The organism is Pseudomonas sp. 4CAES_32.4, assembly GCF_058136335.1.
Window position 1 is genome coordinate 3541025 of sequence record NZ_CM176882.1, and the last position, 13886, is coordinate 3554910.

The 13886-nt window shown below is 59.4% G+C and carries 13 protein-coding genes; 8 read left to right on the top strand and 5 right to left on the bottom strand.

What is annotated here, in order from left to right; genetic code table 11:
* The first annotated feature begins 123 nt into the window (after window positions 1–123).
* The 5 genes from AC3Y64_RS15715 to AC3Y64_RS15735 all read left to right on the top strand — a co-directional run bounded on the left by AC3Y64_RS15715 (window position 124) and on the right by AC3Y64_RS15735 (window position 6272).
* Window positions 124–1041 carry a LysR family transcriptional regulator gene (locus AC3Y64_RS15715; RefSeq protein ID WP_489984373.1) on the top strand — a complete coding sequence of 306 codons (918 nt, stop codon included), beginning with the start codon at window positions 124–126 and terminating at the stop codon, window positions 1039–1041.
* A 72-nt stretch (window positions 1042–1113) separates the two neighbouring features.
* Window positions 1114–1566 (top strand): hypothetical protein, encoded by a 453-nt coding sequence (locus AC3Y64_RS15720; protein WP_158957262.1) that lies wholly within the window; start codon window positions 1114–1116, stop codon window positions 1564–1566.
* A gap of 72 nt (window positions 1567–1638) precedes the next feature.
* Window positions 1639–2478 (top strand): glutathione-dependent disulfide-bond oxidoreductase, encoded by an 840-nt coding sequence (gene yghU / locus AC3Y64_RS15725; RefSeq protein WP_489984374.1) that lies wholly within the window; start codon window positions 1639–1641, stop codon window positions 2476–2478.
* Between the two features lie 303 nt (window positions 2479–2781).
* Window positions 2782–4935, top strand: a complete 2154-nt coding sequence (locus AC3Y64_RS15730; protein WP_489984375.1) for a TonB-dependent siderophore receptor — start codon at window positions 2782–2784, stop codon at window positions 4933–4935.
* A gap of 143 nt (window positions 4936–5078) precedes the next feature.
* Window positions 5079–6272 (top strand): GAF domain-containing sensor histidine kinase, encoded by a 1194-nt coding sequence (locus AC3Y64_RS15735; protein ID WP_489984376.1) that lies wholly within the window; start codon window positions 5079–5081, stop codon window positions 6270–6272.
* A 536-nt stretch (window positions 6273–6808) separates the two neighbouring features.
* Here the strand turns inward: AC3Y64_RS15735 and AC3Y64_RS15740 are convergent.
* Both AC3Y64_RS15740 and AC3Y64_RS15745 read right to left on the bottom strand, forming a co-directional pair.
* Window positions 6809–7150, bottom strand: coding sequence for a hypothetical protein (locus AC3Y64_RS15740; RefSeq protein WP_489984377.1), 342 nt, complete (start codon window positions 7148–7150; stop codon window positions 6809–6811).
* A gap of 85 nt (window positions 7151–7235) precedes the next feature.
* Window positions 7236–7880 carry an ATPase gene (locus tag AC3Y64_RS15745; RefSeq protein ID WP_489984378.1) on the bottom strand — a complete coding sequence of 215 codons (645 nt, stop codon included), beginning with the start codon at window positions 7878–7880 and terminating at the stop codon, window positions 7236–7238.
* A gap of 169 nt (window positions 7881–8049) precedes the next feature.
* Here AC3Y64_RS15745 and AC3Y64_RS15750 point away from each other — a divergent pair, with 169 nt between their 5' ends.
* The 3 genes from AC3Y64_RS15750 to AC3Y64_RS15760 all read left to right on the top strand — a co-directional run bounded on the left by AC3Y64_RS15750 (window position 8050) and on the right by AC3Y64_RS15760 (window position 10091).
* Window positions 8050–8298 (top strand): hypothetical protein, encoded by a 249-nt coding sequence (locus tag AC3Y64_RS15750; RefSeq protein ID WP_489984379.1) that lies wholly within the window; start codon window positions 8050–8052, stop codon window positions 8296–8298.
* Between the two features lie 132 nt (window positions 8299–8430).
* Window positions 8431–9588 (top strand): GGDEF domain-containing protein, encoded by a 1158-nt coding sequence (locus tag AC3Y64_RS15755; protein WP_489984380.1) that lies wholly within the window; start codon window positions 8431–8433, stop codon window positions 9586–9588.
* 8 nt (window positions 9589–9596) lie between these two features.
* Window positions 9597–10091, top strand: coding sequence for a PaaI family thioesterase (locus AC3Y64_RS15760; protein WP_489984381.1), 495 nt, complete (start codon window positions 9597–9599; stop codon window positions 10089–10091).
* Window positions 10092–10117: 26 nt separating this feature from the next.
* Here the strand turns inward: AC3Y64_RS15760 and AC3Y64_RS15765 are convergent, their stop codons facing one another.
* The 3 genes from AC3Y64_RS15765 to AC3Y64_RS15775 all read right to left on the bottom strand — a co-directional run bounded on the left by AC3Y64_RS15765 (window position 10118) and on the right by AC3Y64_RS15775 (window position 13851).
* Window positions 10118–10558, bottom strand: a complete 441-nt coding sequence (locus AC3Y64_RS15765; RefSeq protein WP_489984382.1) for a hypothetical protein — start codon at window positions 10556–10558, stop codon at window positions 10118–10120.
* 281 nt (window positions 10559–10839) lie between these two features.
* A complete protein-coding gene (locus tag AC3Y64_RS15770) occupies window positions 10840–11298 on the bottom strand; it encodes an REP-associated tyrosine transposase (protein ID WP_489984383.1) in 459 nt (152 codons plus the stop codon).
* A 357-nt stretch (window positions 11299–11655) separates the two neighbouring features.
* Window positions 11656–13851, bottom strand: coding sequence for an OsmC domain/YcaO domain-containing protein (locus AC3Y64_RS15775; RefSeq protein WP_489984384.1), 2196 nt, complete (start codon window positions 13849–13851; stop codon window positions 11656–11658).
* Window positions 13852–13886 lie beyond the last annotated feature (35 nt).

Below are 13886 nucleotides of genomic sequence, written 5' to 3' on the forward strand. Positions count from 1 at the left end.
AATTTTCCATCCATTTGACAGGGAGCGGGCACCTTAACAAGGCCGATTAGCGCCCACTAGACGGTCATCGGTTGCTGCTTTATAAAGCACAACTTACGAATCAAACGTGATGGGCGAGCTCGGATGAACCTGTTGGCGGCGATTGCCAGTTTTATCAAAGTGGTCGAATCCGGCTCGATCGTCGGCGCGGCCAAGAGCTTGGGCGTCAGTGCTGCGGCGGTCAGCCAGACGCTCAACCGCCTCGAGACCCACCTCGGCGTGCGCCTGTTGCAACGCACCACGCGCAGTCTGGCGCTGACGGAAAACGGCGCGGTGTATTACGAAAAGGTCCGGCGCATCGCGCAGGACCTGGAGTCGGCGCAAAGCGCGATCAGCAGCGATGAAACCGAGCTGCAAGGCCGTTTGAGCATTGCTTCCACCGCCGCATTCGGTCGACACGTGCTGGCACCGCTGATTGCCGGGTTCGCCGCGCAACATCCGCGCCTGCTCATCGAACTCTCGACCACCGACAACAAAATCAATCACATTCAGGATCGCATCGACCTCAGCCTGCGCATCAAGCCGCAACTGGAAGACGGCATCGTTGCGCGCAAGATTGCCTCCCTGCCCTTCATCCTCTGCGCCGCGCCGGTGTATCTGGAACGCGCCGGTTGCCCGCAATCTCCGGACGATCTGCAACAGCACGCGTGCCTGGCTTTTCGCTACCCGCTGGACGGGCGATTTCTGCGCTGGAGGTTTATCCGCGACGGGCAGCGCTACGACGCCGACATCAATGCCACGGCGATCAGCGATGACATTGATGCGCTGGCACACATGGCTGTGAACGGGATGGGGATCACGCGTCTGGCCGAATTTGTGGCGGCGCCGTTTATCGAGCGAGGCCAATTGGTGCCGCTGTTTGAGCCACACAGCGGGGGAATAGAGCCCATGGAGATTTATGCCTGCGTCCAGGAACGCGCGGCGATGACTCCGAAAGTCAGAGCCTTTGTCGATTATCTGACGGCGTATCTGGCCGGACGCTGGCCATTGGGCGATGCGTAGGTCACGGGGGGTTCGAGGCAATCTGCTTAACTGACCGATTGCAGCGGTAATGTTCAATCTCGGAGGTCAGCCATGAACATTCGAAACCCGGTCACGGCGCTAATGGTTTCGCTCAGCCTGTTCGGCTGCGCGTCCTCGTCGCATCCCGGTGCCAGCGTCACGCTCAACGCCACCCGGCAAAATCCCGGGCAGATCGGCAATGTCACGCTGGCCGACTGGGGCAAGGACACCGGTTTCAGTTTCTTTATCAGCGGCGCGCCGAGTGGGGCCTCGCTACCCTTGCGTCTTTACGCTTTCGTCAATCAAGGCCGCTGTCAGCAGCCTGGGCCGGTGGCTTACGCGATGAACGATAAAGTCACCACAGAGCGCCAGCCTGTGCGCGGCTGGGCGTTTTCCAGAAGTGCGCCGGTGGCCTTGTCGACCTTACTCGCTGGCGAGTATTCGGTGGTGGTGCGCACGGCGGCGACGGATGGCAGCGTGGATATTTTCTGTGGGGATATTCCGCCGGCCAGCAATCCCAAGTAAGCCTGGCATGCGCGGGGATTTTTCCTTACGGTGGCTGTCTATTCTCAGCCTGCCAACGATGAGGTCCGTTTCATGAGCAAAGCGTCCTACGTTCCGCCCAAGGTCTGGAAAAACACCGCCGCGTCCGGCGGTCAGTTTGCCAATATCAACCGCCCGACTGCCGGGCCGACCCATGACAAGGCCTTGCCGGTGGGCAAGCAACCGCTGCAGCTCTACTCGCTGGCCACGCCGAACGGCGTGAAAGTGACGATTCTGCTGGAAGAGCTGCTCGCGCTCGGCCACACCGAAGCCGAATACGATGCGTGGCTGATCCGCATTGGCGAGGGCGATCAGTTCTCCAGCGGGTTTGTCGAGATCAATCCGAACTCGAAAATTCCGGCATTGCTGGATCGCAGCGTCGAACCGCCGATCCGCGTGTTCGAGTCCGGCTCGATTCTGCTGTATCTGGCCGAGAAGTTCGGCGCTTTCCTGCCCAAGGATCCAGCCGGGCGCACCGAAACCCTGAACTGGTTGTTCTGGCAAATGGGCGCAGCGCCTTATCTGGGCGGTGGCTTCGGGCACTTCTATGCGTACGCGCCGGAGAAACTGGAATACCCGATCAACCGCTTCACCATGGAAGCCAAGCGGCAACTGGATGTGCTGGATCGGCGTCTGGCCGAAAGTCGTTACCTGGCCGGCGACCAATACTCCATCGCCGACATCGCGGTGTGGCCGTGGTATGGGCAATTGGTGCGCAACAACGTGTATTCAGCGGCCGAGTTTCTGGCGGCGGACGAATACACCCATCTGCAACGTTGGGCAGAAGAGATCGCCAAGCGCCCGGCGGTCATTCGCGGGCAGCGCGTTAACCGCACCTGGGGCGACGAAGAGAGTCAGGTGCCGGAGCGGCATTCGGCTGACGATTTGAACTGAAACTGCTCTCCAACACGTCCATTTTTCATCAGCAGTGCCACCGGTCGAAGGTCCTATCGACCGGTCGCTGCTGAGCCTTGCCGCTCCCCTCTTTAGCCCTCGATTTTCCCCGCCTTGACGGCAAAACGTCGTGCACTTCGCGCTGATGTTGCTTCGCCGTACTTCGGCGCAAATGTGAAAAATTCGTTAACTAACTGACTCGTATGCCTTTATTCCCTTGATGCGATCTGAGACACTAATGAGAACAATTATTACATACGCTTGCATCAGATTCGTTTTCGTACCATTGGGGGAATCAGTTAGATGTCGTTTCACGCCAATCACCGCCGTTCGCACCTCTCGCCAAACCTGCTGGCACTCGCCATTTGCATGGCCGGCGCCACACCTGTTTTGGCCGAAGATACCGCGCCTGCAACGCTTGAACTGGGCGCCACCGAGATCGGCGCCACGCAAATGAGCAGCACCACCGAAGGCACGGACTCCTACACCACGGGCCCGATGCAGACGGCGACCAAATTGCCACTGACCATGCGCGAAACGCCTCAAGCGGTGACGGTGATTACCCGTCAGCGCATGGACGATCAGAACATGACCAGCATCAATGACGTGGTGAGAGCGACGCCGGGGTTGTTCCTCAGTCAGTCCAGCGGCCCGGGCCGGCAGACTTACAGCGCTCGCGGTTTCGACATCGACAACATCATGTACGACGGCCTGCCAAGCACCTACTCGCCCTTCACCATGGCCGTGCAGCCAAACCTGGCGATGTTCGATCGTGTCGAAGTGGTGCGCGGCGCGACCGGCCTGGTCACCGGCGCCGGCAACCCTTCGGCGGCGATCAACATGGTGCGCAAACGCCCGACCGCCACACCGCAAGTGAGCCTCACCGGCGCGGCGGGCAGTTGGGATGATTACCGTGGCGAGCTCGACGCCTCTGGCCCGCTCAACGACAGCGGCACCTTGCGTGGCCGCATCGTCGGTTCCTATCAGGGCGCTGACAGCTTCCGCGACAAAGAACAGAACGATCACGGCCTGTTCTACGCCATCGGTGAAGCCGATCTGAGCGAAAGCACCACGGCAACCCTCGGTTTCTCCCGTCAAAACGAGCAGACCAACTATTTCTGGGGTGGCTTGCCGATCGGCACCGACGGCCATCACCTCGACCTGCCCCGCTCCACCTACCCGGGCACGGATTGGGAAAACAAGAAGCTGCAGATCGACACCGTGTTCGGTGAAGTCGAGCACCGCTTCGACAACGACTGGAAGCTGCACGTCGCCGGCACGTCCTCAACCCTCAACGGCGAATTCTCCGGCACCTACCTGTCGCGTTACGCCGGCCCGCTGGAAACCACGGCCTATCAGTCGCACAACACCGATAAGCAAACCGCGTTCGACGCCTTTGCCAGCGGCCCGTTTGAAGCCTTCGGCCGCACCCACGAACTGGTTGTCGGCGCGAGCAACCGTGCTTACGATGCGACCTCCAAGGAATACGATCCGTACACCACGGCCTGGCCGATTGGCGCGCCGAAGCCTGACTTCGTGCGTGACGGCAAGACCCGCAGCGTCACCACCCAGGACGCCTTCTACCTGACCACTCGCTTGAGCCTGAGCGATCCACTGACCCTGATCCTCGGCAGCCGTCTCGACTGGTACGACTACGACGACCGCAGCGGCGATGGCGACTACAAGGTCACACGCAACCTGACCCGTTACGCCGGCCTGATCTACAAGCTCGACGATCACCACTCGGTCTACGCCAGCTACACCGACATCTTCACCCCGCAAACCCAGAAAGATCTGTCCGGCAAACTGCTGGAGCCGATCGTCGGTGAAAACTACGAGGTCGGCATCAAGGGCGAATACTTCGATGGCGCGCTAAATGGCAGTGTCGCGGTGTTCCAAATCGACCAGACCAACCGCGCCACCCTCGCGGACAATCAGTTCGGCTGCCCGGTGATGACCTGCTACCAGGGTTCCGGCAAAGTGCGCAGCCAGGGCCTGGACGTCGAACTGCAAGGTGCGCTGACCGAGAACTGGCAAGTCGGCGCCGGCTACACCTACACCCGCGCCCACTACATCAAGGACGAAAACCCGGACAACAACAATCAGCGTTTCGACACCGACACGCCTGAGCATCTGTTCAAGGTTTCGACGATGTACCGCCTGCAGGGTCCGCTGGAGAAATTCCGCGTCGGCGGCAACGTCTACTGGCAAAGCCGCATGTACAACGACATCACCCTGGCCAATGGCGGCAGCTACCGTCTCGAACAGGGCGGTTATGCGGTCACCGACCTGATGGCCGGTTACGAAGTCAACAAACACCTGGATCTGCAGGTCAATGCGAACAACATCTTCGATCGCGTCTACTACTCGTCCATCGGCTCCGACGTGACCTGGGGTTCGACCGACAACTACGGCAATCCGCGCAGTTACATGCTGACGGCCAAATACAAGTTCTGAATGGGTGAGCCGTCATCCGCACAGCGGAACTGACCATCACTGCAGAGGGCGCCCACGGGCGCCCTCTTTTTTTGCCTGAGTGCATTAGTCATGTCCGCTATTTACCGATAGTCTCTGACGACATCAACGCGAAGCACCGGCCCATGACCTCTGCAGATTTTTCATCCGACATCGAAGCCATCCACCGCATTGACGCCGTGCCGGTGATCCTCAGCATGGTCAAACACCTGACCGGTATGCGCTTTGCGGCGGTGGCGCGGGTCACCGACCGAAACTGGGTGGCCTGTGCAGTCGACGACTCCATCAATTTCGGCCTCGAACCCGGCGGCGAACTGGTGCTCGAATCGACCATTTGTCATGAAATTCGCCAGCACCAGCAACCGGTCATTTTCGGCCATGCCAGCACCCACCCGATCTTCTCCCGACACCACACGCCGAAGACTTATGGCCTGGAAAGCTACATCTCGATTCCCATCATCAAGGCCAATGGCGACTTTTTCGGCACGCTGTGCGCAATCGACTCGGTCCCGGCCAACCTCGACGAACCGGCCATCGCCAAGACCCTGACCCTGTTCGCCCAACTGATCGCGATGAGCCTCGACACGCAAAGCCGTCTCGAAGCGGCCACCCTCCAGTTGAACAACGCCAACGAACTCGGCCGGCTACGCGAACAATTCATCGCTGTGCTCGGGCACGACTTGCGCACCCCTTTGAGCGCTGTGCGCATGAGCGCAGATCTGCTGGAAACCAAAACCGATGACAAGCGCTCGCTAAACCTGATTTCGGCGATTCGCAACAGTTCTGTGCGTATGGGCGTGCTGATCGAAAACATCCTCGATTTTGCTCGTGGACGTCTGGGAGGCGGGATTCCGGTGCAGCGCAAACTGGTGGATGACTTGCAGCAGACCCTGCAACTGACCCTCGAAGAAGTGCAGGCCTCACACCCACGCGCCACGTTCAACCATGCCCTCGATGTTCCGGCGGGCATCTACTGCGATGCCTTGCGCATCAGCCAATTGCTCTCCAACTTGCTGGGCAATGCGGTAACCCACGGCTCGGCCGGCACACCGATCACGCTCAAGGCCTATGCAGAAAACGACGAAATCGTGATATCCCTGACCAATCAGGGCTCGCCGATTCCGCCGTCATTGATGCCACTGCTGTTCGAACCGTTCTCCCGAGCCGAAGCCGGGCAGCGTTGCGAAGGCCTGGGGTTGGGGCTCTACATCGCCGCGCAGATCGTCTCTGCGCACAACGGCACCCTGAGCGTGACGTCGAATGCCGAAACGGGAACCTGCTTCGTAGCAAGATTCCCCGCCCGTTTCAAATGGGTATAAGCCGTCTGCCAAAGCACCGTCACCCCCCCCTAATCGCTCACCACCTCAAAAATACCGCCCCCCGCCCCCCGCCCCAACCACTCAAAACAATGAGCGCAAGCTCGAGTACCGCTCTTGATCTTGCCGTACCGGCCCCATCGGAAGGCTGAGTGGAGGGATTGATCCGGGCGTGGGAGCGCAGCGACCGTTCGACGAAGTCGAACACATCGAGAGGAGGTGCAGCGAAGCAAACCGGAGGCGATGCGCCCGGATCGATCCCGGAACGAAGGAACCCCGAGCCCCAGCGAGCGGGCCGAACGCAGGGGCCCAGCCTTTTGCTTACTTTTCGGCGTCTGGAAAAGTGAGTCGCCGTAAGGGCGAAACCGCCACCCGCAACACCCAAAGAAACGGATATACCCCCAAACCCCAAGAACCTGGTCGGCCCAAAGGCCGCCAAGACAAAAAAAAGCCCCACGACCAATCAAGATCGCAGGGCAAAAAATTGGTCGGTTGCGGCCAACCAAAAGAGCTCTTTCAAATACGCACAAAGGGCCAGATCAGATGCAATCCTGAGCCGCCCGCTCAAAACTCGACGGCAAATAATTGCTTGCCAACAAATGCCGCTCATAAAGGAACACCTTGCCCCCCGTGCCCGCCTTATAAGCCTCCAGAATGTTGTCCGCCGAAATCTTGCTCGGCACCACAATCCGATAACTGCGCTGAGTCTGCGAAACCGTCGGAGTCATCGCACTCCCCTGCAACTTCGGCACCACGCATTCAGCGTATTGCGCAGGAGTCTTGCTGGTCTGCAAGGTCAGGGTCGGATTGTTCGGCGCAGAAGCGCAACCGCTCAACAACAAGACAGCGGCGGCCATGGCAGGCACGAAGAAAGGACGCATAGGGGTAATCCTGAAAATAAAGGTTCGGTTCAACTGGCAACGGTTCAGCCTCACGGAGCCGCCGTTGCCATTTATGTTTTAAGAGTCAGCTCGACGCTACCAACGCCTTCAGCGACACATCGAATTGCTTCAGCGCGTTAAGTTGCAGGTCTCGCTGCTTGTCGATTTGCGCGGCAACTGCCGGCGCCGACTGGTTATGCGCCCACACCGACGGCAACTGTTTTTCCACCGCACCTTCGGCCTTGCCGATGTATTGCAGGTCGGCGTCGTAGAACCGCGCAGTAAAACGTGCTTCCACCAGACTGTTGCGCTGTGTCAGCAGACGGTTGAACGTGTCGAGTTTGACCACGACGTCTGGATGCGCCTCAACCAGCGCATCGAGGTTGTCGTAGACGGTCACCGACAAGAACTGCTGTTGCAGTGAACTCACCAACCAGTCGATGGCCAGTTCCGGATCGGAGCTGCCAACAAACGCCTGGCGGATTCGCGAATCCAGCGCATCTTGCGCACCGTTAGTCGCCATGTCGTGGTAGCGCTCCAGGTATTGCAGGTTGTCCAGCGTGTTCTCGCTGAGCAACACGCCGACCGTTTGCGAATGTTGTAACGTGGTGCTGCTCGCGGCGATAGCGGGAAGATGGCAGGACCCGGCGTCGCCAGCGAAGGCCGGTGCAGTGGTCAGTGCTGCGCCCGTCAACAGGGCGACCAAAGCCAGTCGGGTCAGAGTCTTCATCGCGCATATTCCTTGAGCGGCGTATTCGATGGAGGCGATTTTCCGCCGATTGCCGACAAAGCAGAACTTGCGTTTCGTGATGGTCACTATTACTTCTAGCAATAGTTGCGTGTCGTGCAGACTGATACACACTCAATACAACTAGAAAAACAGCAATGAGGATGCTTCCTTGAGAACATTTGACCTGATCCGCGACGCCGTTTTGCCCGACTTTCGTGAGCGTGTGGCCGAATACCTGGTTCAGTACGAAAGCGTTTTGCTGGACAAGAATGCCGGCGACCCGCAACTGATCCAGGACACTGCCAATCAACTGCGCGGTTACTTGCGCGGCTTGAACACCACCCGCGTGTTGGGCATGGCGTATTGGGAAGAACTCGACCGGCGCGTCGTCGACACCTGGCTCACGCCGTCGCCATGACCGCTCGGCGCGGCGGTTCCAGCCTGCCGCACCAGCACCGATGGTCTGCGCGGCAACACGCCCCCTGCGAAAAAACCGCCCGAACGCTTACAATCGCCGGTCTTACCGCCAACCAGACAGGCCCGCCCGGAAATGCCGCTCGACCCGCCAACGATGCTCACCATCACGATCGCCCTCGCGGCCGCCGCCGCGCTGTACCTGGCGGTTGAATGGCGCAGCATCCGTGAACCTTCGCTGCTGTTCTGGAGCGCCGGTTTCGCCACGATCACCGTGGGCTCGACCCTGGCCCTGCTGCGCAGCAGTGGTTTTCTGTTTATCGGCATCTGGTTCGCCAACGGGCTGCTGGTGACGGCGCATTTTCTGTTTTTGCTGGGGGTGGTGCGCTTCACCCAGATCCGGCTGTCACCCGCCTGGTACCTGATTTTCGTGGTCTGGCTGGTCATGCTGTTACTGCCGGACGGGCCCCTCTGGTCGAAAGCCATGCTGGCGGCCAATTCATTACTGGTGGCACTGTCGACGCTCAAGGCCAGCTCGTTGCTGCGACCGCACGGCAAGTCCTTGAGCATCGGCGCCGTGCAATTGCGCTACGTGCTGCTGGGGCACGGGATTTTCTACGTGGCCAAGGCCCTGACCGTGGTGATTCCCGGCACGTTGATCGATCTGGCGGCCTTTCGTGGCGAGATCATTCAGATTTCCCTGGTCGAAGGCGCGATGGCGATCATGTTGATCGCCCTGTCGATGACCGGCACCGAACGCTATCGCCGGGAAAAGCAGATCGCCCGCCTCGCCGAACGCGATCCCCTGACCGCCCTGTACAACCGCCGCGCCCTCGAAAAACGCGCGCCGCGCCTGTTGGCAGACGTCTCGAAGGAACACCCCGGCGCCCTGCTGTTGATCGACATCGACAACTTCAAACTGGTCAACGACCAGTACGGCCACAGCGCCGGCGACCGTTTGCTGATTGCCTTGAGCGAAATGATCCGCTCGGTGCTGCCGCGCAATGCGCTGACCGCCCGACTCGGAGGTGACGAGTTCGTCATTCTGCTGAACAACGCCTCCAGCGAACGCATCGTCGAACTGGGCAACACCTTGCGCGAGCAGTTCCTCACCAGCGCGTCCCAGACCTACCCCACCCCCAACGCCGTGACACTGAGCATCGGCGCCAGTCTGTTCGACAAGGCGCCCGCCAGCCTCACCGCGCTGATCGAGCAAGGTGACGCCGCGCTCTATGAATCCAAACGCGGCGGCCGCAATCGCCTGCGCCTGACCGGGCTCACCACTCCAGGATAATAAAAACCATGTCCAGTCCCGTTACCTCTCTGCAAGACCTCGCCGCCCCCGAAGGCGTTTGCTACGGCTGCGGCGGCCGCAATCCGCAGGGGTTGCATGTCAAAAGTCGCTGGGATGAGGACGGTGTGCATGTGATCGCGGAGCATTTGCCAGAGGCCAAATACTGCGGCTGGCCGGACCTGGTCTACGGCGGCCTGCTCGCCATGCTGGTCGATTGCCACTCCAACTGGACAGCCATGGCCTACCACTACCGCGCCGAGCAGCGCGACCCCGGCACACTGCCGCGCATCGACTGCGTCACCGGCAACCTCGGCCTCAAGTTCCTCAAACCGACGCCCATGGGCGTCACGCTGACCTTGCGGGCAAAAGTCGAAGGCGACGTCGGGCGCAAGACCCGAGTGATTTGCGAGGTGTTTGCCGGTGATGTGTTGACAGCAGTGGGCGACTCGGTGTTTGTACGGGTCGATACCGCGCAACTGGCGGATGCCGCGCACGGTCGCTAAGCGCACGCGGCTGCGCAGTGCGTCGGCTACAAGGCCCGCTTGAGCACGGCGGTCGATACCCTCGGCACGATCATCTTTTCGATCAGCGCGACAACCTCCTTGGCACCATAGCAGCGAAACTTGACGCTGCCGGCATCGGTGTCCAGGCGGATGATCTTGGTGAAGAAGCCGCCTTCATTGCTGACCTTGCGGATCATGCCGATCGGAATCTCGATATCCAGCGTGCCGTCCTGGACCATGCGGTTCAAGGCATTGGCATTAAGGTGAATGGCCGTTCGGGTCAAAACCATCTTCCCGCCAACCCACAAACCGCCATAGGCGTGCTGGAAAGCCTCCATCACATCGGCCAGCACGTTGACGTTGCCCGCGCCGACGTCATCGTAAAACTCGCCGATCTCGTCGTAATCGACTTCAACGTCAGCCACCAGAAAGTTGACCAGTTTGGACTTCACGATCTTTTCCGACATCTGCACTGCTCCTTGATTTGAATCATTGCCCATAACCTTAGGCGCTGGCCGCAGATGCTAGCACTTGGCCGCCAGTTGTAGGCAACGAAGATCAGGTGGGTGCTGCCGGTGGTGGCGCAGACTGAAATACCGTGGTGACTTTTATCGCTAGCAGGGCTAGCTCCCACATTGGATCTGTGGTGTTCACACTTCCGTGAGTTGAGCTGACACACAGTCTGTTAACACCCCAAATCCCCTGTGGGAGCTAGCCCTGCTAGCGATGGAGGCAACTCGGTTACCGCTCAAACCCAAATCGCATCCCACAGCGGATAGTCGCCAAGCTTCTGAACCAGCCCCGCCCGCAACGGATTGGCCACGACATATCGTGCCACCTTCACCAAATCCTCTTCACGCCTCAGCGCCCGGTCATGAAAGCCTTTCTGCCACAAGGTCGCGTTGTGGCCAGTAAACCGGTTCACCGCTTTAGTGCTCCGGGATGTGGTCTTCTGCATCAGCTCACACAATGAGCCTTGCTGTAATTCCACCAGCCAATGGAAGTGATCGGGCATGACAACCCAGGCCAATGAATTCGCCAGACCTTCCTCTTGTGCATTGCGGAACTGAGTCACAACCAGGCGACCCAATCTGAAATTCTCGAACACTGGAGTACGCCGAAACGTGTTGGTGGTCAGCAGGTAAATTCGGTTGGCTTCAGCGAAGCGGCCATGACGCAGGCGATGTGAAGCGGGTAATTCAGGCATTCCTTTGCCCTCTTATTCAATGAATAGGAGAAGACTAGTTCCACTGATTTGAATGAGAGGGACAGACCTTTGGCAGGATGTGTCCGGGAGATTGCCATCGCTAGCAGGGCTAGCTCCCACAGGGGATTTGGGGTGTTCTTACATTGTGTGTCCGAGCAATCGCTCCCGTCTTTATCACCACTAGCCTCAACTCTCACAGAGAAGTTTTGCAGCCCACAGATCCAATGTGGGAGCTAGCCCTGCTAGCGATGGCGGCAACTCGGTTCCCGCTTGAAACCAGATCGCATCCCACAGCGGATAATCGCCAATCGCGCGCAAAAAAGCACCCGAAGGTGCTTTTTTATGCAGTCAGCGCATTCAGCTTGATACGTTCGCCCGCGCCGTGTGCAGCTTTTTATAGCTCTCAATCAATCGCAAATGCCGATCCAGGCCTTCCAGCTTCATGCTGGTCGGGGTCAAGCCGTAGAAGCGTACGCTGCCGTTGACCGAGCCGATCGCGGCGTCCATGCGTTCGTTGCCGAACATGCGGCGGAAGTTGGCTTCGTAGTCTTCCAGTTCCAGATCCTCGTCCAGTTCCATCTCCAGCACCACGTTGACCGCTTGATAGAACAAGCCGCGTTCGACGGTGTTGTCGTTGTATTGCAGGAAGGCTTCGACCAGGTCTTTGGCCTGTTCGTACTTCTGCAAGGCGAGGCAGATCAGCAGGCGCAATTCCAGAATCGTCAGCTTGCCCCACGGCGTGTTGTCGTCGAATTCGATGCCGATCAACGTGGTGATTTCGGTGTAATCGTCCTGTTCGCTGTTTTCCAGACCTTGGGCGAGGTTGCGCAAGCCGACTTTGCTCAGGTTGTGCAGGTTGAGGATGTCGGCGCGGAATTGCAGGGCTTTGTTGGTGTTGTCCCAGATCAGGTCTTCGACCGGGTAGATCTCCGAGTAACCCGGCACCAGGATCCGGCAGGCCTTGGCACCGATGTGCTCGTAGACCGCCATATAGACTTCCTTGCCCATGTCTTCGAGGATGCCGAACAGCGTCGCGGCTTCTTCGGCGTTGGAGTTTTCACCCTGGCCGGAGAAGTCCCACTCGACGAATTCGAAGTCTGGTTTGGCGCTGAAGAAACGCCACGACACCACACCGCTGGAGTCGATGAAGTGCTCGACGAAGTTGTTCGGCTCAGTGACGGCCTGACCGGAGAAAGTCGGCTGCGGCAGGTCGTTCAAACCTTCAAAGCTGCGGCCCTGCAGCAGTTCAGTGAGGCTGCGCTCCAGCGCCACTTCCAGGCTCGGGTGCGCGCCGAACGAGGCGAACACGCCTCCGGTGCGCGGGTTCATCAAGGTCACGCACATCACCGGGAATTCGCCGCCCAGCGAGGCGTCCTTGACCAGCACCGGGAAGCCCTGCTCTTCCAGGCCCTTGATACCGGCGAGGATGCTCGGGTATTTCTCCAGCACTGCCTGCGGCACGTCCGGCAGGGCCATTTCGCCTTCGAGGATTTCGCGTTTCACCGCGCGTTCGAAGATCTCCGACAGGCACTGCACCTGCGCTTCGGCGAGCGTGTTGCCGGCGCTCATGCCGTTGCTGAGGTAGAGGTTTTCGATCAGGTTGGACGGGAAGTACACCACCTCATCGTCCGACTGACGCACAAACGGCAGCGAGCAGATGCCGCGCTGGGTGTTGCCGGAGTTGGTGTCGAACAGGTTCGAACCGCGCAACTCGCCGTCACGGTTGTAGATCTTCAGCGTGTAGTCGTCGAGGATCTCGCTCGGCAATTCGTCTTTCGGCCCCGGTTTGAACCATTGTTCGTCCGGGTAGTGGACGAACTCGGCGTTGGCGATTTCTTCGCCCCAGAACTGGTCGTTGTAGAAGAAGTTGCAGTTCAGACGCTCGATAAATTCGCCCAGCGCCGAGGCCAGTGCGCCCTCTTTGGTCGCGCCCTTGCCGTTGGTGAAGCACATCGGCGAATGCGCGTCGCGGATATGCAACGACCAGACGTTCGGCACGATGTTGCGCCACGAGGCGATTTCGATCTTCATGCCCAGGTCGGCGAGAATCCCCGACATGTTGGCGATGGTCTGCTCCAGCGGCAGGTCCTTGCCGGCAATGTAAGTGCCCGCGTCCGAACCGGAGACTGGCATCAACAGGGCCTGAGCATCGGCGTCGAGGTTGTCGACTTCTTCGATGATGAACTCAGGACCGGTCTGCACGACCTTCTTCACCGTGCAGCGGTCAATGGAACGCAGGATGCCCTGACGATCCTTGTCGGAGATGTCCGCCGGCAACTCGACCTGGATCTTGAAGATCTGGTTGTAGCGGTTTTCCGGGTCGACGATGTTGTTCTGCGACAGGCGAATGTTCTCTGTCGGGATGTTGCGGGTGTCGCAGTACAGCTTCACGAAGTAAGCCGCGCACAAGGCCGACGACGCCAGGAAGTAGTCGAACGGCCCGGGTGCCGAGCCATCGCCCTTGTAGCGAATGGGCTGATCGGCGATCACCGTGAAGTCGTCGAACTTGGCTTCAAGTCGAAGGTTGTCGAGAAAGTTGACCTTGATTTCCATGCGGGATTACCAGAATACGGCTAAACGAATGGCCG